This window comes from Pseudoalteromonas sp. NZS100 (genome assembly GCF_015864815.1).
Taxonomy (GTDB): domain Bacteria; phylum Pseudomonadota; class Gammaproteobacteria; order Enterobacterales; family Alteromonadaceae; genus Pseudoalteromonas; species Pseudoalteromonas distincta.
Window position 1 is genome coordinate 144,847 of record NZ_JADYWM010000005.1, and the last position, 21,690, is coordinate 166,536.

25 protein-coding genes and 2 tRNA genes are annotated in these 21,690 nt (G+C 37.8%); 12 read left to right on the forward strand and 15 right to left on the reverse strand.

Annotated elements, in window-relative coordinates; genetic code table 11:
• Positions 1-2,205: a tetratricopeptide repeat-containing diguanylate cyclase gene (locus I6E69_RS07110; protein ID WP_231619733.1), complete on the forward strand. Its 2,205-nt coding sequence runs from the start codon at positions 1-3 to the stop codon at positions 2,203-2,205.
• Positions 2,206-2,394: 189 nt separating this feature from the next.
• Positions 2,395-2,814, forward strand: coding sequence for an MAPEG family protein (locus I6E69_RS07115; protein ID WP_197120919.1), 420 nt, complete (start codon positions 2,395-2,397; stop codon positions 2,812-2,814).
• 131 nt (positions 2,815-2,945) lie between these two features.
• On the opposite strand, the gene I6E69_RS07120 is transcribed toward I6E69_RS07115, so the two are convergent.
• Together I6E69_RS07120 and I6E69_RS07125 are read right to left on the reverse strand one after the other, a co-directional pair.
• On the reverse strand, positions 2,946-4,793 hold the full coding sequence (locus I6E69_RS07120; protein ID WP_197120920.1) for an ABC transporter ATP-binding protein: 1,848 nt from the start codon (positions 4,791-4,793) through the stop codon (positions 2,946-2,948).
• Between the two features lie 151 nt (positions 4,794-4,944).
• Complete coding sequence (locus I6E69_RS07125; RefSeq protein ID WP_197120921.1) at positions 4,945-5,799, reverse strand: hypothetical protein; 855 nt, start codon at positions 5,797-5,799, stop codon at positions 4,945-4,947.
• A 209-nt stretch (positions 5,800-6,008) separates the two neighbouring features.
• Here I6E69_RS07125 and I6E69_RS07130 point away from each other — a divergent pair, with 209 nt between their 5' ends.
• Positions 6,009-6,413, forward strand: coding sequence for a GFA family protein (locus tag I6E69_RS07130; protein ID WP_197120922.1), 405 nt, complete (start codon positions 6,009-6,011; stop codon positions 6,411-6,413).
• A 6-nt stretch (positions 6,414-6,419) separates the two neighbouring features.
• On the opposite strand, the gene I6E69_RS07135 is transcribed toward I6E69_RS07130, so the two are convergent.
• Entirely contained in the window at positions 6,420-7,217 is a 798-nt protein-coding gene (locus I6E69_RS07135) for a hypothetical protein (RefSeq protein ID WP_197120923.1), read from the reverse strand.
• Positions 7,218-7,366: 149 nt separating this feature from the next.
• On the opposite strand from I6E69_RS07135, the gene I6E69_RS07140 reads away from it, so the two are divergent.
• The 3 genes from I6E69_RS07140 to I6E69_RS07150 all read left to right on the forward strand — a co-directional run bounded on the left by I6E69_RS07140 (position 7,367) and on the right by I6E69_RS07150 (position 9,930).
• Complete coding sequence (locus I6E69_RS07140) at positions 7,367-7,789, forward strand: hypothetical protein (protein WP_197120924.1); 423 nt, start codon at positions 7,367-7,369, stop codon at positions 7,787-7,789.
• Between the two features lie 172 nt (positions 7,790-7,961).
• Positions 7,962-9,365, forward strand: a complete 1,404-nt coding sequence (locus tag I6E69_RS07145) for a M28 family peptidase (RefSeq protein ID WP_197120925.1) — start codon at positions 7,962-7,964, stop codon at positions 9,363-9,365.
• A 118-nt stretch (positions 9,366-9,483) separates the two neighbouring features.
• On the forward strand, positions 9,484-9,930 hold the full coding sequence (locus I6E69_RS07150) for a DUF4826 family protein (RefSeq protein WP_024597931.1): 447 nt from the start codon (positions 9,484-9,486) through the stop codon (positions 9,928-9,930).
• 72 nt (positions 9,931-10,002) lie between these two features.
• On the opposite strand, the gene I6E69_RS07155 is transcribed toward I6E69_RS07150, so the two are convergent.
• The 5 genes from I6E69_RS07155 to mnmA all read right to left on the reverse strand — a co-directional run bounded on the left by I6E69_RS07155 (position 10,003) and on the right by mnmA (position 14,964).
• The gene (locus I6E69_RS07155) at positions 10,003-10,461 is read right to left on the reverse strand and encodes a GNAT family N-acetyltransferase (RefSeq protein ID WP_197120926.1); all 459 of its coding nucleotides are present in this window, start codon (positions 10,459-10,461) and stop codon (positions 10,003-10,005) included.
• 153 nt (positions 10,462-10,614) lie between these two features.
• Complete coding sequence (locus I6E69_RS07160) at positions 10,615-11,772, reverse strand: cupin domain-containing protein (RefSeq protein ID WP_024597929.1); 1,158 nt, start codon at positions 11,770-11,772, stop codon at positions 10,615-10,617.
• Between the two features lie 87 nt (positions 11,773-11,859).
• Positions 11,860-13,230, reverse strand: coding sequence for an adenylosuccinate lyase (purB, locus tag I6E69_RS07165; protein WP_024597928.1), 1,371 nt, complete (start codon positions 13,228-13,230; stop codon positions 11,860-11,862).
• Between the two features lie 31 nt (positions 13,231-13,261).
• The gene (hflD, locus tag I6E69_RS07170) at positions 13,262-13,864 is read right to left on the reverse strand and encodes a high frequency lysogenization protein HflD (protein ID WP_024597927.1); all 603 of its coding nucleotides are present in this window, start codon (positions 13,862-13,864) and stop codon (positions 13,262-13,264) included.
• Positions 13,864-14,964, reverse strand: coding sequence for a tRNA 2-thiouridine(34) synthase MnmA (mnmA, locus tag I6E69_RS07175; protein ID WP_197120927.1), 1,101 nt, complete (start codon positions 14,962-14,964; stop codon positions 13,864-13,866). The genes hflD and mnmA overlap by 1 nt, the downstream gene beginning before the upstream one ends.
• Before the next feature lie 362 nt (positions 14,965-15,326).
• Between mnmA and I6E69_RS07180 the strand changes: the two genes are divergently transcribed.
• A complete protein-coding gene (locus I6E69_RS07180) occupies positions 15,327-16,598 on the forward strand; it encodes a sensor domain-containing diguanylate cyclase (RefSeq protein WP_024600510.1) in 1,272 nt (423 codons plus the stop codon).
• A 1-nt stretch (position 16,599) separates the two neighbouring features.
• Here the strand turns inward: I6E69_RS07180 and I6E69_RS07185 are convergent, their stop codons facing one another.
• The 7 genes from I6E69_RS07185 to I6E69_RS07215 are packed head-to-tail and all read right to left on the reverse strand — an operon-like array spanning position 16,600 to position 19,739.
• The gene (locus I6E69_RS07185) at positions 16,600-17,037 is read right to left on the reverse strand and encodes an NUDIX hydrolase (protein WP_024600509.1); all 438 of its coding nucleotides are present in this window, start codon (positions 17,035-17,037) and stop codon (positions 16,600-16,602) included.
• A complete protein-coding gene (locus tag I6E69_RS07190) occupies positions 17,030-17,716 on the reverse strand; it encodes a pseudouridine synthase (RefSeq protein WP_024600508.1) in 687 nt (228 codons plus the stop codon). Before I6E69_RS07190 ends, I6E69_RS07185 begins: the two co-directional genes overlap by 8 nt.
• Entirely contained in the window at positions 17,716-18,045 is a 330-nt protein-coding gene (locus tag I6E69_RS07195; protein ID WP_007580207.1) for a TusE/DsrC/DsvC family sulfur relay protein, read from the reverse strand. The genes I6E69_RS07190 and I6E69_RS07195 overlap by 1 nt, the downstream gene beginning before the upstream one ends.
• A 3-nt stretch (positions 18,046-18,048) precedes the next feature.
• Complete coding sequence (locus I6E69_RS07200; protein ID WP_024600507.1) at positions 18,049-18,315, reverse strand: DsrH/TusB family sulfur metabolism protein; 267 nt, start codon at positions 18,313-18,315, stop codon at positions 18,049-18,051.
• Positions 18,312-18,668: a sulfurtransferase complex subunit TusC gene (gene tusC / locus I6E69_RS07205; protein WP_024600506.1), complete on the reverse strand. Its 357-nt coding sequence runs from the start codon at positions 18,666-18,668 to the stop codon at positions 18,312-18,314. The genes I6E69_RS07200 and tusC overlap by 4 nt, the downstream gene beginning before the upstream one ends.
• A complete protein-coding gene (gene tusD, locus I6E69_RS07210) occupies positions 18,665-19,018 on the reverse strand; it encodes a sulfurtransferase complex subunit TusD (RefSeq protein ID WP_024596911.1) in 354 nt (117 codons plus the stop codon). Before tusD ends, tusC begins: the two co-directional genes overlap by 4 nt.
• A gap of 55 nt (positions 19,019-19,073) precedes the next feature.
• Complete coding sequence (locus I6E69_RS07215; RefSeq protein WP_008133668.1) at positions 19,074-19,739, reverse strand: Bax inhibitor-1/YccA family protein; 666 nt, start codon at positions 19,737-19,739, stop codon at positions 19,074-19,076.
• A 251-nt stretch (positions 19,740-19,990) separates the two neighbouring features.
• Between I6E69_RS07215 and I6E69_RS07220 the strand changes: the two genes are divergently transcribed.
• The 5 genes from I6E69_RS07220 to I6E69_RS07240 all read left to right on the forward strand — a co-directional run bounded on the left by I6E69_RS07220 (position 19,991) and on the right by I6E69_RS07240 (position 21,679).
• Positions 19,991-20,081, forward strand: a tRNA-Ser gene (locus tag I6E69_RS07220).
• A gap of 83 nt (positions 20,082-20,164) precedes the next feature.
• Positions 20,165-20,255: transfer RNA gene (locus I6E69_RS07225), tRNA-Ser, on the forward strand.
• A 178-nt stretch (positions 20,256-20,433) separates the two neighbouring features.
• The gene (locus tag I6E69_RS07230) at positions 20,434-20,814 is read left to right on the forward strand and encodes a hypothetical protein (RefSeq protein WP_007586920.1); all 381 of its coding nucleotides are present in this window, start codon (positions 20,434-20,436) and stop codon (positions 20,812-20,814) included.
• A 128-nt stretch (positions 20,815-20,942) separates the two neighbouring features.
• A complete protein-coding gene (locus I6E69_RS07235; RefSeq protein WP_024600505.1) occupies positions 20,943-21,401 on the forward strand; it encodes a GAF domain-containing protein in 459 nt (152 codons plus the stop codon).
• Positions 21,401-21,679, forward strand: coding sequence for a hypothetical protein (locus I6E69_RS07240; protein ID WP_002961910.1), 279 nt, complete (start codon positions 21,401-21,403; stop codon positions 21,677-21,679). Before I6E69_RS07235 ends, I6E69_RS07240 begins: the two co-directional genes overlap by 1 nt.
• The last annotated feature ends 11 nt before the right edge of the window (positions 21,680-21,690 follow it).

Genomic DNA, 21,690 nt, shown 5'->3' on the forward strand with positions numbered 1-21,690 from the left:
ATGGATACTGACGTCATAACAAGTATCGAACTTAGTAAGGAATTGTTGTCACAAGCGCAGAGTGCCGATGACACATTACTCAGTGCAAAGTTGCATAACTTGTTAGGTAAAGCGAATAAAAAAAATAACAATATTAATGAATCGCTTCATCACTATTCACAATCCTCTGTTTATTACAGCAAGCTAAATGATGCTAATAACCAAATAAAAGCCTCTATTAATTATATAAAAATATTATTAGATGAAAAACGATATGACGAACTTGCTACAAGCATTGAAACTTTGTTACCTACAACACTTGTGTATGGCGATGAGTTTTTTATAGCGCAAGTACTTCTTACTAAAGGGGATTCGTTTTATGACCAAAAAAAATATATTGATGCAAACGCACAATACTCATCTGCTTTAAAGTATCTCGTTGATGAGGATGAATCTGTACAAAAAAAGTTAGGTGAAACATATAAAAAATTAGCTCAGTCGTATAAACGGCTTAAAAATAGAGAGCAAACGGCTTATTTTTATACCAAAGCTTTAGGGATATACACCAATTTAGGTGATTTAAAGTTGATGGCGCGCACATTAAATACACTAGCAGAAGCGCAGCGTTATTTAGATAATTTAGTTTTAGCCCTTGATTACTCCACTCGCGCATTAGAAATACATAAAAAAATTGACGATCCTGTTGGCTTGGCTAAAGCATTATTAGGTGCGGGTATTATTTATCGTCATATTAACCTTTACGAAAAATCACTCGAGCATGTAAATAAGGCATATTTATATTATAAAAAAGTAAATAACGTGCTTGGGATTGCTAAAACATCGAACCAAATGGGACTGCTATATACGCGATTAAAGCAATTTGACCAGGCCGAGCTTTTTTATCAAATAACCATTGATTTACCAGAAGGTATGGTTGAGGAAAAAACGCTGGCAACGGCTTTGAGAGAGATGGCTGTTATTAACTATGAATCTGGCGACTTAGATTCGGCGATGAAATTTGCACAAAAAGCTTACGTAACTTATAAAGCTGAAAACCTTAAGTCTTACATTTCCATAACGTCGCGGATTATTGCTAATATTTATCGCGCTCATGGGGATAAAAAGAAGGCTATTGAGTATTATAAAGAGTCATTATCGGTAGCGAGAGTAACGGGTAATAAACTTTATGAAATAAAGTCGCTAACAGCGTTAGCCGCGATTTTAATTGGAATTGATACAAATGAGGCGATTATCTTACTTAAAAGATCACTCGCTTTATCAACGCAGTTAGATGATAAGTTACATATGCTATACGCTTATCGTGAAATTCGAATAGCCGAAAAGCTGCGTGGGCGCATAGACGAGTCACTTCGTTACGCGGAAGAAGAAATAGCCCTGACCGAAATTCTTCAAAACGAAAGAGACGAAAATAAGCTTGCTCTTGAAAAAGCACATTTGCATTCTCACAAGATGGAAACAGAGCTGGAGACCTTGAGAGAAAAAGAAAAACTCCATCAACTTGAGCTTGAAAAGAAAAACAATGAAATTGAAATATCTGACCAAGCTAGGGTTATATCAGAGCTAGAGCTTTCAAAAAACAAATATGCGAGTATTGCGCTCGCATTTTTATTAGCTGCTTGTTTAGCTATTGTTTTACTGGTTTATAGAAGTTTTATTGCTTCTAAAAAACGTAATGAAGAGTTGGACTATTTGGCTGCAAGAGATCCTTTGACCAATTGTTATAACCGTCGCATTTTATTTGAGGTTATGAATCGTGACTTTTTGAATTTACCTCAGATTGAAGAATATTGTATTTTAATGGTCGATATCGATCATTTTAAAAGTGTTAATGATACTTATGGGCATAGCATTGGCGACACTGTACTTTGTGGCGTGGCTGAGCTGTTACAAGCCAATATACGTAAAAGTGATCGTGTTGCTCGTTTTGGTGGCGAAGAGTTTTGTATTATTTTACCCAATACAACTCAAGAGCAAGCAATTCGGATTGCTGAGGCAATTCGAATTAAAGTAGAAAAAGCAATCTTTGATGAGATTCCTGTTACGTGTAGTTTTGGGGTTACTTCAATCAAATTTAAAGCCAGAACTCCTTCTGAGTTAATTGAACAGGCCGATTTAGCTCTTTATGAAGCTAAGTCTTTGGGTCGTAACCAAGTTGTATTGTGGGATGCTTCGTTTGAAGAATTTAAGCTTTTTAGATCGGAGTAAACCCAACTGTATATAGCTCAGTTTTGATGTGGTTTTTAAAATCATAACAAGTAAATTTTATACAACGCTGTGAGTTACTTACATATGTGATTGGGCTTGAAAAATTAATCCTTTAAATATCAAAGTATTAACTTTGGCTTTGATATTGCTCCCCTAACTAAGTTAAAAAACAAAACAGGGAACTTAACAATGACAGAAGTTGCACTTTCGGCCTATTTGGCATTTTACCTCTATTTAATTATGTTGCTTGTACAGTGGGCGGTCGCTACGTTTAGCAAAGCTAAAGAGCCTAATGCTGTACCAGGTAAAATTAGCGATGATTTATCGCACGACAGCTTTATATTTAGAGCGCATCGTACGTTTCATAATACGCTTGAAAACAGCGCGTTATTTATAGGTACTGTTATATTTGCGTTTGTAATTAATTTACAGAGCCCTATTTTTGCAATGTGTGTTTGGGTGTACTTAATTGCGCGCTTAATCCATATGGTGCTGTACTATGCTATCGCAACAGAGAAAAACCCAAGCCCACGTAGCTACTTCTTTTTAATAGGGGTGCTTGCTAATGTGGTTATGCTGATAATGATAGGGTTAAGACTAATCTCTTAATTTATTAAAAAAGTTATAAACTCTATTTATAACTTTAAACAAAAAAGCGAAGAGCCTTCAAGGCATCTTCGCTTTTTTGTTTAGGTAGCAGCAGAATATAAACCACGTCTACAGTAAGGCAATATTGATGGCTAATCGATGCCTATAAACCCACCTGTTTGATGTGTCCATAGAGCTGCGTAAATTCCACCTTTAGCGATTAGTTGTTCATGAGTGCCTTGCTCAACTACGCCGCCATCATCAAGTACAATTAATCTATCCATTTGTGCAATGGTTGAGAGCCTATGCGCTATCGCGATGACTGTTTTGCCTGTCATTAAATCATCAAGGCTTGCCTGAATTGCTGCCTCTACTTCTGAGTCGAGTGCGCTGGTGGCTTCGTCGAGTATAAGTATGGGTGCATTTTTAAGTAGCACACGTGCAATAGCAATACGCTGGCGCTGACCGCCCGAAAGAGTAACGCCGCGTTCGCCTACTTGTGCGTCAAAGCCTTTGTTACCTTTGCTATCTACTAAGTCATTTATAAACTCAAGTGCTTTAGCTTGTTTAGTAGCGGTTATCATCTCAGCTTGCGTTGCATCAGGGCGACCGTACAAAATGTTGTCTTTTACTGAGCGATGTAGCAGGGACGTATCTTGCGTAACCATCGCTATATAACGGCGTAGGCTTTCTTGGCTTACATCTGTGATGTTTTGACCATCAATTTTTATTGTGCCAGAGTCGGTATCGTAAAAACGCAGTAGTAAGTTAACAAGTGTTGACTTACCTGCACCAGAGCGACCGACTAAACCTATTTTTTCGCCAGGTTTAATATTTAAGTTTAAACCATTCATTACTGGGCTGCGATTAGTCTCGTTTGCAGCTTTTCCGTAGTTAAAGTGTACGTTGTTAAACTCAATGGCACCTTGGCTTACGTTAAGTGTATCGGCATTTGGTTTATCGGCAACTTCAATAGGGTTAGAAAGTGTTTTCATACCATCGGCTACGGTGCCAATGTTTTCGAATAAGCTGCTTATTTCCCACATGATCCACTGCGCCATACCGTTTAACCTAAGCGCTAAACTAACAGCCACTGCAATAGCACCTGCGCTAATTGCGCTAAGTGACCATAGGTAAAGCGAGACCGCAGCCACCGAAAATACCAATAGGTAATTTAAGCTTTGAATAACAAAGTTTAAGCTGGTGACCAAGCGCATTTGTTTGTACACCGGCTGCAAAAAAACATCCATGCTTTGTTTTGCGTATTGTTCTTCACGTTGGGTATACGAAAACAGCTTAATAGTAGAAATATTTGTGTAGCTATCAACAATTCGACCGGTCATTTCTGAGCGAGCATCTGCTTGTGAGCTGGCAATTTTTTTAAGGCGCGGTACAAAGTAAAGCTGCACGAAAATGTATAAAACTAACCAAACCAGTAGCGGAATCATTAACCGCCAATCAGCTTCGGCCACTAAAAACACCATAGAGCCAAAGTAAACCACTATGTACATTAATACATCGAGTAGCTTTGTAACGGTTTCGCGAACAGCTAAAGAGGTTTGTAATACTTTAGTGGCTATTCTTCCTGCAAATTCATTTTGATAAAAGCTAACACTTTGACGCAGTAAATAACGATGCGCTAACCAGCGAATCGACATGGGATAATTGCCTAGTAATGCTTGGTGCAAAATAGCAGAATGAAAAAATACAACAACGGGCAGCACAACTAATAGCATAACAGCCATTTTGATAAGTTCTGACTTTTGCTCTACAAACAAGGTTTCGGGTGTGTAGGCGGTTAACCAATCCACAAGTTGGCCCATGTAGCTAAATAAAGAAACCTCTAAAATAGCGAGCATGGCGGCGCTGATTGACATTAGCAGCAGCGAGAGCTCCATTCCTTTGGTGTAGTGACGGCAAAAAGCAAATAAAGTAGAAGGCGGCTGAGTGGGTTGGTCCTCAGGAAATGCTTTTGTCATTTTTTCAAATAATCGATACATTTTAAAAACTTAAATGGCAAATAATGATGCGTATCATACCATTTAAGTATTTTTAAATGCAGGTTTGTAAGGTATTAATTGTGAATATGCTAGAGCATTATTTATATAAACCTATGTCAAAAAGAGCATCAAAAAAGCACTTTACTTACTTTTATAGCATTGGGTTATTTAGGTTTGTGCCTTTGCTCATGTATAAATCGTCATATCTGAGGCCACCATTTCCGTAAGGCTTTTTAATCGGGCCTGTATTACAGTTTGCTAAAAAGTATATAAGAGGTTGTTCGCGCTTCATTCTAAATTGTGCATTTTTATACACCAGTGTTTGCTTGCTAAATTCACCGCCTTTTACGTAAACATCGTATTGCTGACCTTGCTTTGAGGCTGCTGCGTTATTAACAACGTACCACACATCGTACCATGTATTTGTTTGCAGTGGCTTGGCCGATTGTTTGGTAGTGTAGTTTTGAATGTTGCTATACCCATTGCCGGTTTTAACCATTAATGCGCCATCATTTACAAGCCCATTTGATTCTGTTTTATCGGTTACGCGAAGTGTAGGCTCAAACGCATCGTACGCATGTTTATTAATTAGCTCTGGCGTGAGGTTGCTTAATCCAAAAGCATGGTTATTAGGGAAAGCAGCCACGTTTATACGTATATAAAATGTGTAGGTTTGACCAACTTCAACCGCTTGTGGAAGCTTTGTATAAGAAAGCGCTTTGCGATTGCCAACAATGCCATCGCGTGCAGGCTTTTTTAGTAAATAATGATTTGTAGATGTAGATGTAGATGTAGATGTAGATGCTTGTTCTGGTTGTATAACCGTTATTTGTGGGTTTTTAACCTGTGGTTTAGTTTCATTTTGCGTATCGACACTCTGCCAGTCGCTAAGTGAATTTTCAAAATTATCAATAAGCAGCCAATCGCTCGATGTACTTTTTTGAATGGTTGAACATGCTGATAGCGTGCTAAACAAACATAGAATTAAAATTTGTTTGGAAGACATAATTGGCTCTCGTAATATTATTGATATTTGGTTAACCAATTTAAATTTTGGCTATAGTTTTTATTGAGAGTTATGTAACCAATTTAATGTTTTTATGTCAATCATTAAAGCAATAGGTATGGTTTGATAGAGCTTGAAAATGTAATATAACCCTTTGCATTCAATCAGCTCGGCAAGCTTTAGCTGAGTTTAAATTATTAGGACGTTTTATGTATACGGGTTCGTGTTTGTGTGGTGAGGTAAATGTTGAAGTGTCGGGTAGTATAACCAGCATTATTCATTGTCATTGCTCACTGTGCAGAAAAAACAGCGGGACTGCATTTGCAACCAATGGCTTTGTAAATATAGATGACTTTACAATAATCAAAGGGCAAGCACTACTTAGTGAATTTAGTTTTAAACCAGGGCGCACTCGTTACTTTTGTAAATGTTGCGGCTCGCCGGTTTACAGTAGCAACAATGATGATAAAAGCAGAATACGAATTCGTTTAGGAATATTCGATAGCGATATTACTGAGCTGGTATTATCGCATAATTTTGTTACGTCTAAAGCTAACTGGGAGCAGCTAGAAACAAGCTTACCGTGCTATGAAAAACATGAACCTGGGCGGTAACGCATTTTATTCAATGTGGTAAATACTGTTAATACTTTTATAAAGGTTTGGCGCAAAATTTATAAACACAGGTGAGTTTTGTATTTCATCAACGTTTATGTGCATTAATGTTTGCTGGCTTAGTATGATTACTATATTTTTGTATTCGTTAAACTCTATTATCGCTAAGCACTTAAAATGTTGCCTTAAAAGCACTAAAAGCATTTGCAACTCTTTGCCAGTTTGCGGGTTTAAATTAATGATTACTTGAGTACTTGGCTCACTACAGCGGTTTATGTTTTGCCAAAAGCTATCGCTGGTTAAAAAAGGCTGATGATATTCACCACTAAAAATATCGATAGTGATCACGTTAAAGTGATCAGAGCATTGCGAAATATATTGCTCGGCGCATTGTAAATAGCTGCTGTGCTTAATTGGTAACTTAAAGTGCTGAGCAGCAATTAAAGCAATGCTTGGGTTTATTTCTACCGTCTTAAATGTATTTATAGTCTTTATGTAAGGCGTACTACTTTGCAAGTGATACATAATTCGCTCAAACCCTGCAGTGCCTAAACCTAGATTTAATATGTTTAGTGTATCTACCGGTTTAAGTAAAAACAGCAGCATGCACTGGTTTACAGGTACGATTACTTGCTCAGGGTGTGTTAGGTTCATAACACCTTGAATAGTTATGTCATCATTGGCCTTTTGTGCAAGGGTTAGCCAACGATATTCTTTATTTTGGTACACACATACGGGACCGTATGCACTTTGCTGCGATTCAATAAGGTTACTTTTAACTGTATCTTCTTTTAGCTGGCGCATAACTTAAACTATTTATATAAACACAATGATAGTGTGCCATGAAAAACACACTTTATAATAGATTATTGTGTAACAAGGTTTGTAATTTAACCTCTAAATATAATATTGTATTAGCAATTAATTAGTTAGACGTTATTCAAGGATTGAAAATGGGATTAATTTTAGGGCCTGCTGTTTTGGCATGGTTTGCAGTATTTATCTATTCTTTACGATTAGGGTATGTGCTTATTTATAAAAACATGAGCGCACTGACCACAGTGACTACTTTTGCAATTGGTATTATTGGTATTATTGGTCTGTTGGCTTTTATGACGTATGGATATAGGCAGTTTGTAAACAACACCTCTGTTTGGGCATTTGAGATCCCAAGTTATTTTTTATTTAGCAAAATTGCTTTTATAGGTGTCTTGAGTGGTTTTTTACTTAACTACTATATTAATCCTGAAAATAGTTCGGAGTTTTTGATCTGTTTAGCATTTGTATTAATATTTATGTTTTCTGCTGGTGTGCTTGCAAGCTTAGGGGGACATGAGGCCTTTTTAAAAGAATTTGATATTAAAACCACTTATTAAAAATATGCATAATAAATTTTGGCCAGAACCATTCAAGGTAGTGGGCTTTTTACTATCCTAGTAACCTCTTGTAAATGCGCTTTAGCGTGCTCCTTTCTGCATCTACCTCAAATGTATTGCCATAAAATCTTACTTAGGTAATGGTTACACTATAATAATTAGGAGCTAATAGATGCTTAAAACACCTTTGAAAATCACAACAACGTTACTTAAATTTACTGCAATTGCAGGTGCCTGCACACTTGCATTATCAGCACATGGTGAAACACAATTACAATATACCGACCAACAAAAGTTACATGACATAGCAAGTGAAGTGTCGGCTACCCGTATTGGTAGTGATATTCAAACGCTGGTGGATTTTGGTACTCGTCATACGCTCTCAGATACTAAATCGGATACTCGAGGTATTGGTGCGGCTAGGCGCTGGATAAAAAAAGAATTTGAAAAAATATCGGCACAGTGTGGTGGTTGCCTGGAAATTATTGAAGTAAAGGACACTATATCGGGCGAAAAACGCATTCCTAATCCTGTTGAAGTGGTTAACATAGTGGCTATTCAACGCGGATCAAGCGAGCCTAATCGAATGGTGATGATGTCGGGTGACATAGATTCACGTGTAAGTGATGTTATGGATTTTACTAGCGACTCTCCTGGCGCAAATGATAATGCATCAGGTGTAGCTGGTGTTATAGAAGCTGCTCGTGTTTTAAGTAAATACAAATTTAATGGTTCGGTAGTTTACGCGGCGCTTTCGGGCGAAGAGCAAGGTTTGTTTGGCGGTAAAATATTAACTGCTTATGCACAAAAGCATAACTGGCAAGTTCATGGCGTTTTAAACAACGATATGATTGGCAATATTACCGGTATTAATGGTGTAACTGATAACACGACTGCACGTATATTTTCAGAAGGTACCCGTGTTGTTGAAACTAAAAAGCAAGCTAATACTCGTCGCTTTACAGGTGGTGAAGTTGATTCTGCGAGTCGTAATTTAGCTCGCTACATAGACACTATTGCTGACAGATACATTCCTAATTTAGATACAATGCTTGTATATCGATTAGATAGATTTGGCCGTGGTGGGCATCATCGTCCATTTAATGACGCAGGTTTTGCAGCCGTGCGTATTATGGAAACTAATGAGCACTACGATCGTCAGCATCAAGATTTACGCACTGAAGATGGTGTTGAGTATGGTGATACCATTGAAGGTGTTGATTTTGATTATACGGCTAAGCTAACCTCACTTAATGCGGTAACTATGGCGTCTATGGCGTGGGCACCCGCACCGCCAAAAGAAGTTAAAATAACGGGCGCTGTTACTGCTAACACTTCTTTCTCATGGGCGAAAAATGATGACGAGAACATTGCTGGATATAAAATTTATTGGCGTTATACGAGCGAGCCGCAATGGCAGTTTAGTAAATACGTGGGTAATGTTTCAAAATATACGCTTGAAAATGTGGTAATTGATAATTATTACTTTGGTGTAGCTTCTGTTAGTAAAGACGGTGTTGAGTCACCCGTAGTTTTTCCGGGTGATGTAGGTTCGTTTGATCACAATATAAAATAATAGTTTGCCTAAAAACACAGCAAACAGAGAGCTTTAAGGTGCAAATGGGAGTTTTATGCTTGCACCTTATTTACTAAGCCCTTAGAGTGTAAAAAAAAGAAGTAAAAGGTTATTAAAAATGGAACAACAAGAAAAAAAGCCGTTAACAGCAAAAGAGCAAGTTATAACTGATGAGCAAAGAATGCAGTGGCAACGGGAATGTTTTCAAGCAGCGCAAAAGCATTTAGCCGAAAAAGGCATTATGCCAAAATCAGTAGTTGATAAAGACAGCCGATTTTTAGCACCACTTTGTGCTATGTGGAAATTTAAAGCCCAGAACGGTAAAACATATTGGGTAGTTACAGGACGATTACCTACAGATCATGCTGAGGTAAGTGCAGCTACAGATGCTCGCGATGCAATGCGTTATTTTTCATTGCAGTGGCAATTAAAAGCGGATCAAATTATGAGTACAGGCGCGCGTGATAAAACTCAGGTAGATTTTGCTAACTTACTTATAAATAGAGCACATGGCTTATACGAAATGTATGATAATGAACCACTGTGGGCTAATGAACCAAAGTAGTTTAGGTAACTTAAGTTTAGTTTAAAATAATAATGTGGAGGGCGTTAGTTTATTTATTGCCCTTTTCTTTATCTAATGAACAAGTGTGAAGGGGGTTGTTTTAAACGCTGAAACAGGGCATTGCATGCGTTGCCTGGGTATTCCCGCTTCGATAAAAACATTTCCTTGCTGAATAAAGCCATTTCGCTTAAAACGCTCTACCTCATTTAAAATACAATTAATGCTTACTTCCTCTATACCTTGGTTTGACGCTAATTCAACAATAAAATTGAGAAGTGATTTATATACCTTGCGGTTACGATGCTCGGGTAATACAGCTATTCTGCCGATTAAGCCATCTGTACATAATCTACCTGTTGCAATAGGGCAGTTTGCATCGTCTGTGACAAGTACATGTAATGCAATTTTATCTAGGCTATCGAATTCGATGTGCTTGGGGATATGTAACTCGTAAACAAAAACTCGCTCTCGAATTTTTTGTAACATATCTTTTTTTATATCCCATTCAACTTTATCAACCAGATAGCCCATTGCAAACTCCTATTGATACCAAATTAAAATGAGTAAGTAATCGCAGCAAAATTATTTAAGCCAATATCAGGTAAAATTAAAATTTTTAGCTAACCTGTATACATAATATTTTACGCCGCAAAATGCTCATCATTACTAATAAAATTGGTATTATTATTCTTGGTCTATATTAAACCAGATCCCCTCATTAACAAGTGTAGTAAAGGTTTGAGTAAATACTAAACTTGGGTTTGTTAAGTTTAATGCTGAACTTTCAAACTCAGTATTATCGGTAAGTAGTTTTACCGCCGCTAAGTCAGTTAATGGCATAGCGTAATTTTCACCGTTAACACTTAATAGCACTTCGGTATCGAGCTGCTGGTAAATAGCACGCGTACCACCTAAACGCTCAAACACAGTTTCTTCATCACTTAAATCATCGCTTATTTGCTCTGATGTAAATGGAGGCTCTACTGGTGCTAAATCCATTTCATGTTTGGGCTGACTAAGCGTTGAGCCTAACCATTGTTTAAATAAATCGTCATTTTCTAAAAGTGCCGCCATCAGTGTTTTAACTTTATCAACTTCAAGGTTTGTAAGTTCACCTTTTGATTTTCTTAGTGTGATGTTGTGATCGGTATAACGTTTTTGTCCGCTTTCGGTATCAATAATATGATCGGCAAAGCTCGACAATAAATCTTGTTGATTTGGGGCTCTAAAACCAACTGAATAATTTAGTGCGTTTTCTACAGCGTAACCTTCGTGAGGGCACCCTGGTGGAATATACAAAATATCGCCAGGTTCTAAAATGCAATCTATTACGGCTTCAAATGCTTCAACCTGAAGTAGTTTTTTGTTTTGAGCAAACTGCTTAAGTGTTGGATCGGGTAAGCCTACACGCCAATGACGTTTGCCTTCACCTTGAATAATAAATACATCGTATTGGTCTAAATGTGGACCCACACCACCATTAGGCGTTGAATAGCTGATCATTAAATCGTCTATGCGCCAGTTGGGAATAAACCTAAAAGGTTCTAGCAGTTGTGCAGCATCGCTATGCCAGTGATCAACTGCTTGCACGAGTAAAGTAGAGTGATCGTCAGTTAATTGCTCAAAGTCTTCAAATGGACCTTGGTGTGTTTGCCAATCATTTTTATGATTGGTGATAATACGCGACTCTATGCTTTCTTCCATTGCTAGGCCGGCAAGTTCATTAGCATCAAGCGGGTCTTGAAAATCAGCAAAACCTTGTTTGATTAAAAGCGGCTTTTTTTGCCAAAAATGGCTTAAAAACTCTTGCTCAGACAAATTATTTATTTTTAATTGGTACATACATTATGCCTACTAGTTAGTGCAATGAGGTTAAAACAAAAAAAGCGAAAGGATGATCCTTTCGCTTTTTAAAAGAGCAATTTAGTTTTAAACTAAATCATCAATAAACTCAACAGCGCGGCCAATGTAGTTGGCAGGCGTTAATTTTTTCATTTCTACTTTAGCGTGCTCTGGAAGGTCTAAACCATCGATGAAGTCAGCCATAATTTCTTGATTTACGCGTTTACCGCGTGTTAAATCTTTAAGTTTTTCGTATGGCTTTTCAATGCCATACTTACGCATAACCGTTTGAATCGGCTCAGCTAGCAATTCCCAGTTTTGATCAAGCTCGTCAGCTAAACGTTGCTCGTTTACTTCTAGCTTGCTTACACCTTTAAGTGTTGATTGGTATGCAATAATTGCATAACCCATACCAACACCTAGGTTACGTAATACCGTTGAATCAGTAAGATCACGCTGCCAGCGAGAAACGGGTAATTTTTGTGCAAGATGAGAGAAAATGGCATTTGCTAAGCCTAAGTTACCTTCTGAGTTTTCAAAATCAATTGGGTTAACTTTATGTGGCATTGTTGATGAGCCAATTTCGCCAGCAATTGTTTTTTGCTTAAAGTGATTAAGGGCAATGTAACCCCACATGTCACGGTCAAAATCTAATAATATAGTGTTGAAACGTGCAATTGCGTCAAATAACTCTGCAATATAGTCATGCGGTTCAATTTGTGTAGTAAATGGGTTTAGTGTTAAACCTAAACTTGATACAAATTTATCTGCATGTGTGTGCCAGTCGTAATCTGGGTATGCGCTAAGGTGAGCGTTGTAGTTACCAACAGCACCATTAACTTTACCTAGCATTTCTACTTGTGCAATTTGGTCACGTTGACGCTTTAAACGCATGTATACGTTAGCAAACTCTTTACCCATAGTTGATGGTGTTGCAGGTTGTCCGTGCGTACGAGTCATCATTGGGATTGTTTTGTATTCAATTGCTTTAGCTTTAATTGCACTTAAAAGTTCGTCGCAATAAGGAAGTAAAACATTTTTACGTGCTTCGCTTAGCATCAAACCATGAGATAGATTATTAATATCTTCTGAAGTACAAGCAAAGTGAATAAATTCGTTTATTGCATGGAGCTCACTGTTATCGGCTACTTTTTCTTTTAGTAGGTATTCAACAGCTTTAACATCGTGATTTGTAGTGCGTTCTATATCTTTAACGCGCTGTGCATCAGCTTCACTGAAGTTATCTACAATGGCGTTTAGAAGTGCATTAGCTTGTTCGCTAAATGCAGGTACTTCTTTAATATCGCTTGCTGCAGCTAACGCTTGCAACCAACGCACTTCAACAATTACGCGGTATTTGATTAAGCCAAATTCGCTGAAAATACTGCGTAGTTCAGTGGTTTTGCTGCCGTAGCGACCATCCACTGGAGAGATAGCCGTTAACGCTGAAAGCTCCATAATAACTCCTAAATTTTAGTTTGAACGATAGTTAAATTTTTGTTTTAGCAATGGCGAGTATTTTTCTTTTTGCAAAGAAAAAGTGACGGCGTTTACCGCCCATTTGTCGCCATAATACTGCACTTCTAATGCCGGCTAATAATAACGCACGGATTTTATTTTGAGTGAGCTGCTGTTTTAATAACTCGGGTTTACCATAAACCTGTATTCGGTGCCCAAGGGGGCTCAGCACCGACGAGTAAATATCTGCTAAACCGGCAACAACACTCTCATCGGTAATAGCAAAGTGGTCTAAACGACGATGAATATCATCAATTCGTTTACCTAATTCGTTTAAGCTTTTTTCGTTAGCACTGAGTGCTCGCTCAAGCTGCATTAAACCACCTACGTACTTTACTATTTCAACATCTTTTTGAGCGCCAGCAGTAAGCTGCGCCATTAATGTTTTATAGCCATCACGTAAGTTGTCAGTACCTTGGTAAACATCTTCTGGCGATGCCGGAGATGTTTGAATAATGCTTGAAAGTAAGATTTCTAAATCATGTTCGTTATTGTTGCCGTATTGGGCAATTTTTTGAACTTGTTTAGCAGCCTGGCACATGGCGGCAAGCGCCATGACTTGGTGTTCATTCATTACTTAATCACCGAGTCAATAATACCACCACCTAAACACACATCTTCTGCGTAAAATACGGCAGATTGACCAGGCGTAACTGCTTTTTGTGGCTCGTCGAACAATACGCGGGCCATGCCGTCTTCACCTACAAGTAGGGTGCAGCTTAAGTCTTCTTGGCGGTAACGCGTTTTTACTGTGCAGCGAGTGGTGCCTTTAGGGCCAATACGGTCTACCCAGTGAAGTTGGTTTGCGTTAAGACCGTTGCTGTATAGGCGAGGGTGATCTTTACCTTGCCCCACAATAAGTACATTTCGCTCAAGGTCTTTATCTACTACGTACCAAGGCTCACCAGAACCTTCCTTCATACCACCAATTAACAAGCCTTTGCGTTGTCCAAGTGTGTGGTACATTAAGCCTTCGTGCTCGCCTACGTTGTTACCGTCTGTGTCTTCGATAACGCCAGGTTGTGCTGGTAAGAACTTTTGTAAAAAGTCTTTAAATTTACGCTCACCAATAAAGCAGATACCTGTGCTGTCTTTTTTATCGTGAGTGATTAGGTCTTGCTCTTCTGCTATGCGGCGTACTTCTGGTTTTTCGATATCGCCTACAGGGAATAACGTTTGGCCAATATGTTCATAGCTTAGAGTATATAAGAAATAGCTTTGATCTTTATTGTTATCAAGTCCGCGACACATTACGTATTTGTCATCGCGAAGCTCACGGCGAACATAGTGACCCGTTGCAATAAAGTCAGCACCGAGTGCTTGCGCAGCAAATTCTAAAAAGGCTTTAAATTTAATTTCTTTGTTACACATTATATCTGGGTTAGGTGTGCGACCTGCTTTGTACTCTGCTAAAAAGTACTCAAATACATTGTCCCAATATTCTGCTGCAAAGTTAACTGTGTGAAGCTCAATGCCTAATTTGTCACACACTGCTTGCGCATCTTTTAAATCATCAGCGGCAGCACAGTATTCATCATTGTCGTCTTCTTCCCAGTTCTTCATAAACAGGCCTTCTACTTGGTAGCCCTGTTGTTGTAATAAATATGCAGATACAGAAGAATCAACACCGCCGGACATGCCAACAATGACTTTAATGTGACTATTTTCGCTCATGAATAATTTCGCTTATACAGATTGCTGTTAACTTGGAAAGGCCGCGATTATAGCATGTATTTTGTTTGTGCTTAAAGAGACTAAGGACGCAAAGAGGGGAATTAGTCAGTATTTTATTTATATAACAAATAGCAAACTAGACTTAAGCGCTTTATTAGGCTGTAACTTTAGTAATATTAAAGTGATCTTTACTAATAAATTAAGAGTATAGAATAATTCATGTAGTTATTGAGTTTTATTAATAGTATTTTTCTTTTAAAACTACTAGGGTAAATATACACTTAATAAAAATAAAATAGTGGTGAGTATATGGTTGTAAACCATTTTAAAGCCGCTTGAAATATAGTCAATGGAATGAATATATGAATTATGCCTATCAAATAAACAAGATAAATTCTTTAGTCGAGCATTACACACAAAAACCGGATTTTGTGGATAGCGAATTACTTTCTAGCAAGACGACAGAGTTTAAAAAATCAGCCTATAATCTTTTTTATGAGTTAATAAAACTAAAAAAAACCCATATTTACCAAGAACCAAATCATGTACATGAGTTATTTAGCTTAATTAAGGGCTCAACCGCTAAAAAGAACATTGAGCTAAAGGTACTTGATCATGTAGAGCACTGGTGGCTTGAATGGTATTTCGCTTTAGAAATGGACGAAAAGCTTAGTATAGAAAAAAGTGATATGCCAATGAGTTACTTACCTCAAAGTACACTCAACCCTATGCGCAAACATGAGATAAGTCACTACGCTAGGTTATTTACCGTTTTGCCAATGCCGGTATGTAATGTGTGTTCTAAGACGGGTGATATTTTGAAAGTTAATCAACGCTTTGTAGATGTTTTTGGTTATACAGTAGAGCATGTACCTAATCTTAAATTGTGGTGGGAAAAAGCGTGCCCAGATCCACAATATAGAGAGCTTGCAAAAAAGCTGTGGCAAGATTCACTTGAAAAGGCGCTGAATAATAATAACGATATACCTGCAAATAACTATCGAGTTTCTTGTCGTGATGGCTCACAAGTGATGATGGAAATTTCAGGAATTGATATAGGTGAAGAGTTTTTAGCTGTTTTTAATGATGCTACAGAGCGTTTAGAAGCAGAGGATATACTTAGGGATATGGCTTTTTTGGATGCATTAACCAAAATTGCAAACAGGCGTCGGTTTGATGAAAAACTAACACAAGAGTATGAACAATCAAAAGAATGCGAAGGCATGCTATCGATAATTATTATCGATATTGACTATTTTAAACAATTTAATGACCGGTATGGGCATGTAGCCGGCGATACGTGTTTATATGATGTGGCTCAAAAAATTGCTTCAACTGTTAGTCGCCCAGAAGATTTTGTGGCTCGATATGGCGGAGAGGAATTTGTTGTTTTATTACCTCAAACCGATAGGCAAGGGGCATTGTTTATAGCTGAGCAAATACAAAAGGCTGTAGAAAACTTAGCTATTGCACATCAGGATAGCTTTACCGGATTTTTATCTATAAGTATGGGTATTAATACCATCAGTGACTATACAAATAGTAATGAAGTCAGCTTTGTTAAAGCCGCTGATAACGCCCTTTATTATGCTAAAAAACAAGGACGTAATTGTATAGCGCTAAGCTCAGAGTAAATCAATTATAAATAGTTTCTAAGCTTAACGGTGGTCGATTCAAGCTGTCGTTAATGCACTTGAGCACTAAAGGGCTTCTAAGAGGTAATGATTTTATTTGCTCTAATGTATACCAGCTAGCGCTGATGATGTCGGAATCCATTGGTGTTGGTGCTTTTATATTATTAGGCGCTTCAAATAAAAAGCAGAATCGCAAATAGTGCACTGCGTTATCGGCATGCAAATTATAAACACCTAAAAACCCAATAGGCTCAAGCGTTAAGCCTGTTTCTTCTAGTAGCTCTCTGCTTGCAGCTTGTGCAAGTGTCTCATTTTGCTCTAAATGACCCGCAGGTTGATTGTAACAAATTTGCTTTGTAAATTTATCTCGCTCTTTTACAAGTAAAAACTCGTTTTGCTTTTTTACTATTGCTGCAACCGTGACATGCGGTTTATGCATCAACTACGCCCTTAATTACTTTGTATTCACCACAATTAATATCATCCAACGTATAGTTGCCAATGCTATAGCGGATGAGGCGAAGTGTAGGGTGTCCAATATGCGCGGTCATTCGACGAACTTGTCTGTTTTTACCTTCATTAATTGTAATACTTAGCCAAGTGGTAGGGATTGCTTTTCGCTCGCGTACAGGAGGATTACGAGTCCAAATTATAGGTTCATCAATTATTTTAACGTTAGCGGGGAGTGTAAGTCCGTCTTTAAGTTCTACGCCATTACATAAATCATTAATTGATTCGCTTGTTGGTTCACCTTCAACTTGTGCCCAGTAGGTTTTATTCGTCTTTTTATCAGGTGCCGTTAGGGTGTTTTGTAATTTTCCACAGTTTGTTAAAAGCAATAAACCTTCACTGTCTCTGTCTAACCTTCCTGCTGCGTAAACTTCTTTAATAGGGATAAATTCAGCAAGCGTTTTTCTGTCTGCGTCATCTGTAAATTGGCATAGCACATCAAACGGCTTGTTGAATAACACAATTTTTCTGTCTTTAGATGCTATTTGCGGCTTTATTTCTCTTTTACCAGATGGCGTTTTGTTAAGTGCACTGCGTGAATAAGTACGGCCTGTACTTCTTTTTGGCTTGGATTCAGTTACTTGATTATTGCCTGATTTAGATCTCATTATATGCACCTAGCTGGTTTTGGTAATCCGGCGATTTTTGTTGCTTGCTTAGCAGGGCCTTTAGGGAATAATTTATATAAATAAAGGCTATTACCTTTGTCTTCACCGAGTGCTTTTGCCATTGCTTTTACAAGCATCCGAATTGCTGGGCTGGTGTTATATTCAATATAAAAATCACGAACAAAGTTAATGACTTCCCAGTGTTGAACGCTAAGGGTAATGTTTTCTTGGATAGCAATTACAGGTGCAAGCTCCTTTGACCACAAAGTATGGTCAAGCAAGTAGCCTTGTTTGTCGGTTTCAATCTGTTGGTTGTTAAATTCAAGCATGAGTTACCACGTAATTGATTGATTAGTTGATAAAGTGAGTGCTACAAAGTCTTTATAGCTAATGGCTTTATCGTTATCTGCTAATTTTATTGCACGTACTTGCGCGTCTTGTTCAAGTATTAACAGTGTATCTGCAAATTGTCTAAATTGTTTTTTTGCAAAGCAGGCATCACCAACAAGTAGCACGTTATCGTCTGATAAAATTAAGTTCTCTAGCTGATTTGCCGAGTAATAGTTAAGCGGCTTTGAAAATATATGTAACGTACTCATAGGTTCACCACATGTTGCTGCGCTTTAATTAGTGTTTGTTGTTGGCTAAAGTTGAGTGCTTTTGCCTCTATGAGTAAATCATGTTTATTTAAACCATAATCAAGCAATGACTTTTCACACACGTAGATGTTTTCAACATCATAGATTTCGAGTGTTTTAATGTTTTTAAAAAAATCTTTTAAGCCAATATCGTTTGGTTGTTGATGCTTTTTTAAAGCCAAAACGGCGGGGCCGCTAAACAACCAACTCACATTTTGGTCAACGGCCGCAAATATCAATGTCATATCAAGTGCATCACGAATATTTAAATCGTCAAATGGGCTGCACTGACTCATTACTAATACGTTTATCATTTAAATTGCACCCATTTATCTGCGTCGCTTGCAAGCATTGCAAATTCAGCTAACCCTGCGACTTTAAATACACCTGTGTTTTTAATATCTAACCCGCGCTTTTGCGCGGCGGTAACACACAGCATTAAATTTAGTTTTTGATCAGCAAGTTGCTGCCAAAGTGCTGAAATTTGAAGCTCGTCTGAGGATAAATCAAAGTGGGTAGATGCATGATAAATACCTTGCTGGTATAAAAAAATAGCATCAATGGTGTGCCCTTGGGCTAAACATGCATTCGCAAATTTAACTATGCGTTGCGTGGTATCGTGATCGGATGGTGGTGTATGTAATGAAAGAACAAAGCGTGCCAAAACAATTCCAATAAAAAAGCCCCAATAAAGGGGCTATTTTAACAGAACTATTTAATTAGTCATCACTTGCGCCAAGTAGAGCAAGTAAAGAAGTAAATAAGTTATATACGCTTAGGTATAAAGACACTGTTGCGCGAATGTAGTTAGTTTCACCACCGTTTATGATTCGGCTTGTATCAAATAAAATCAAACCAGACATAATCAGTACAACTGCTGCATTAAGCACCATAAACATCAATGAACTGCCAATAAAAATATTAACGATGCTTGCTACAATCACAACGATTAAGCCAACAGTTAAAAAGCCACCCATAAATGAGAAGTCTTTTTTAGTATTTAGTGCATAAGCAGATAAACCAAAAAAGATAAGCGCTGTAGAACCTAAGGCTTGCATAATAAGCATTGGGCCATTAGGTAATGCAGCATAATGGTTAAGCAATGGACCTAAGCCTGCCCCCATTAAACCTGTGAAAGCAAAAACCCAAAATACACCAGATGCTGTATCTGCTTTTTTATTTACAACAAATAATAAACCGAACGAAACGAGTGTAAACACAATTCCCATAAAGTAAGGTAATTGTAGTGCCATTGAAATACCGGCTGTAACTGCACTAAATGCAAGTGTCATAGCTAGTAAAAAGTAGGTGTTTTTAAGTACCTTGTTTGTTTCAATGGTAGACATTACCGGTTTCGCGGTATTGTACGATTGATTAAACGCCATTGTAGAGCTCCTTTAAGTGAAACGTGTGTGTTTCGATAATTTAACTAAAATTAGATTACCAACTCTTATATGTTTGGGCAAACCTTTGTAGATCAATAGAGTTAAATATTTAAATAAAAGTATATTGATGGCTAAATTAAAAACATTTTGTTTTAACTTTAAACAAATCAATTGTTTTTTAGGCACTTAAACAATTAATTAAAAAAAAAGCTTCACAAAAGGGATGGGTTTCCCTATTATGCAGGCCGTGCGGAGAGATGGCAGAGTGGTCGAATGCACCGGTCTTGAAAACCGGCATGGGTTTATAGCCCATCTAGGGTTCAAATCCCTATCTCTCCACCACTTATTTAATAAGTGTGTGGTAATTAAAATATCATTCATTTAAATAGTTATTAGTACACTCTTACTTTTAACTTAGCAGTATCGGAGAGATGGCAGAGTGGTCGAATGCACCGGTCTTGAAAACCGGCATGGGTTTATAGCCCATCTAGGGTTCAAATCCCTATCTCTCCACCATATAACAAAATAGCCCGCTAATTTAGCGGGCTTTTTTGTGCCTGTAAAATAAATAACTACGGGTAGAAATAGCGCGATTTATCATCATAAATTACGACCATAGTCTCTATTTCTAAGCTTTAGATCTTGGTGCATGCTTAATACATTAAAATTTATACTCTGTATTAAGGATTATTAGATGAAACATCAACTCGCAAAAAGCGTCGCGCTTTCATTATTGTCCCCGGTAATTATTGGCAGCTTGTTAGGATTGTATTACGCACTAACGCTACAGGGTGATTTCCTATCCGTATTTTTTCAACTTTTGATGACTGCTATCTCAAATGCGCATATTGTAGGTTTAACAATGGCGGCTTTTGTCGTGCCAGGATATTTACTTATGTTTAAGTATTCTAAAGTTAATTATTCAGGTGTATTAACCCTTGGTTTGTTAGGTGGCGCTATATTCAGTTACTTATTAAGTGCATCAACTGGTGAGATATTTTTGATTAATAGTGTTATGTCAGCATTTGCTGCTGGACTGTTTTTATTTGGTCTTCGTAAATCGGTAAAAAAATAATCGCAGCATTATTAACCAAGCACGCTGATAAACGGTGCAATTTCCTTTTTTTTACCTCCAAAAGGTTCCAATTTTTCACGACAAAGAGTACCTTTAGCTACTGTATGTTTAATAAGAAGTAGTTTGGTATGCAAAAGCACGATTTTTACCAGTCATTAGTTAAGCAAACTGAATCGCTGATAGCTGGTGAATCTAATGTAATTGCCAATTTGGCAAACATAAGCGCGCTGTTATTTACCTCTTTAGAAGATGTAAATTGGGCGGGCTTTTACTTTATGGATTCTCCTACTGAATTAGTACTTGGCCCGTTTCAAGGTAACCCCGCATGCATCCGTATTCCCGTTGGGAAAGGGGTATGTGGAACAGCTGCGGCAACCGCAGAAACACAATTAATTGAAGATGTTCACGCTTTTGACGGGCATATAGCCTGCGATGCAGCGTCTAATTCTGAAGTAGTTGTACCTATCATGAAACATGGTAAAGTATTCGCAGTACTAGACATTGATAGTCCAAGTATTGGCCGATTTGATGCTGATGATAAAGTTGGCCTTGAAGCATTAGTGAAATGCTTAGAGGCGAGCATGTAATGAAAGATTTGCTAAATGTTCAAGACTACCTATTTGCTGTGCAAGATGTTGGCGATTGGGAAGGCGAAGAAGAGCATGTAGCGGAAACGCTCAATGATTTAATTCATATTGCATGGGATCGTCTTCCAGATGATTCAGAATGTGAATTTATTGATGAAACAATTAATGGTATTTGGGAACACCTTCGGGGTGATATGGCTGTAATAGAAGCCGATTTCGAAGAGTTGGTCGACTGGGTAACACACTACGTCGATTCGTCCCTTGATGAAAAGATGTGAAAAATAGGTTC

What these genes read in the sequence shown, in the direction of transcription:
- I6E69_RS07110 (WP_231619733.1), top strand. Translation starts at nt 1, where the DNA reads ATGGATACTGACGTCATAACAAGTATCGAACTTAGTAAGGAATTGTTG.
- I6E69_RS07115 (WP_197120919.1), top strand. Translation starts at nt 2,395, where the DNA reads ATGACAGAAGTTGCACTTTCGGCCTATTTGGCATTTTACCTCTATTTA.
- I6E69_RS07120 (WP_197120920.1), bottom strand. Translation starts at nt 4,793, where the DNA reads ATGTATCGATTATTTGAAAAAATGACAAAAGCATTTCCTGAGGACCAA.
- I6E69_RS07125 (WP_197120921.1), bottom strand. Translation starts at nt 5,799, where the DNA reads ATGTCTTCCAAACAAATTTTAATTCTATGTTTGTTTAGCACGCTATCA.
- I6E69_RS07130 (WP_197120922.1), top strand. Translation starts at nt 6,009, where the DNA reads ATGTATACGGGTTCGTGTTTGTGTGGTGAGGTAAATGTTGAAGTGTCG.
- I6E69_RS07135 (WP_197120923.1), bottom strand. Translation starts at nt 7,217, where the DNA reads ATGCGCCAGCTAAAAGAAGATACAGTTAAAAGTAACCTTATTGAATCG.
- I6E69_RS07140 (WP_197120924.1), top strand. Translation starts at nt 7,367, where the DNA reads ATGGGATTAATTTTAGGGCCTGCTGTTTTGGCATGGTTTGCAGTATTT.
- I6E69_RS07145 (WP_197120925.1), top strand. Translation starts at nt 7,962, where the DNA reads ATGCTTAAAACACCTTTGAAAATCACAACAACGTTACTTAAATTTACT.
- I6E69_RS07150 (WP_024597931.1), top strand. Translation starts at nt 9,484, where the DNA reads ATGGAACAACAAGAAAAAAAGCCGTTAACAGCAAAAGAGCAAGTTATA.
- I6E69_RS07155 (WP_197120926.1), bottom strand. Translation starts at nt 10,461, where the DNA reads ATGGGCTATCTGGTTGATAAAGTTGAATGGGATATAAAAAAAGATATG.
- I6E69_RS07160 (WP_024597929.1), bottom strand. Translation starts at nt 11,772, where the DNA reads ATGTACCAATTAAAAATAAATAATTTGTCTGAGCAAGAGTTTTTAAGC.
- purB (WP_024597928.1), bottom strand. Translation starts at nt 13,230, where the DNA reads ATGGAGCTTTCAGCGTTAACGGCTATCTCTCCAGTGGATGGTCGCTAC.
- hflD (WP_024597927.1), bottom strand. Translation starts at nt 13,864, where the DNA reads ATGAATGAACACCAAGTCATGGCGCTTGCCGCCATGTGCCAGGCTGCT.
- mnmA (WP_197120927.1), bottom strand. Translation starts at nt 14,964, where the DNA reads ATGAGCGAAAATAGTCACATTAAAGTCATTGTTGGCATGTCCGGCGGT.
- I6E69_RS07180 (WP_024600510.1), top strand. Translation starts at nt 15,327, where the DNA reads ATGAATTATGCCTATCAAATAAACAAGATAAATTCTTTAGTCGAGCAT.
- I6E69_RS07185 (WP_024600509.1), bottom strand. Translation starts at nt 17,037, where the DNA reads ATGCATAAACCGCATGTCACGGTTGCAGCAATAGTAAAAAAGCAAAAC.
- I6E69_RS07190 (WP_024600508.1), bottom strand. Translation starts at nt 17,716, where the DNA reads ATGAGATCTAAATCAGGCAATAATCAAGTAACTGAATCCAAGCCAAAA.
- I6E69_RS07195 (WP_007580207.1), bottom strand. Translation starts at nt 18,045, where the DNA reads ATGCTTGAATTTAACAACCAACAGATTGAAACCGACAAACAAGGCTAC.
- I6E69_RS07200 (WP_024600507.1), bottom strand. Translation starts at nt 18,315, where the DNA reads ATGAGTACGTTACATATATTTTCAAAGCCGCTTAACTATTACTCGGCA.
- tusC (WP_024600506.1), bottom strand. Translation starts at nt 18,668, where the DNA reads ATGATAAACGTATTAGTAATGAGTCAGTGCAGCCCATTTGACGATTTA.
- I6E69_RS07215 (WP_008133668.1), bottom strand. Translation starts at nt 19,739, where the DNA reads ATGGCGTTTAATCAATCGTACAATACCGCGAAACCGGTAATGTCTACC.
- I6E69_RS07230 (WP_007586920.1), top strand. Translation starts at nt 20,434, where the DNA reads ATGAAACATCAACTCGCAAAAAGCGTCGCGCTTTCATTATTGTCCCCG.
- I6E69_RS07235 (WP_024600505.1), top strand. Translation starts at nt 20,943, where the DNA reads ATGCAAAAGCACGATTTTTACCAGTCATTAGTTAAGCAAACTGAATCG.
- I6E69_RS07240 (WP_002961910.1), top strand. Translation starts at nt 21,401, where the DNA reads ATGAAAGATTTGCTAAATGTTCAAGACTACCTATTTGCTGTGCAAGAT.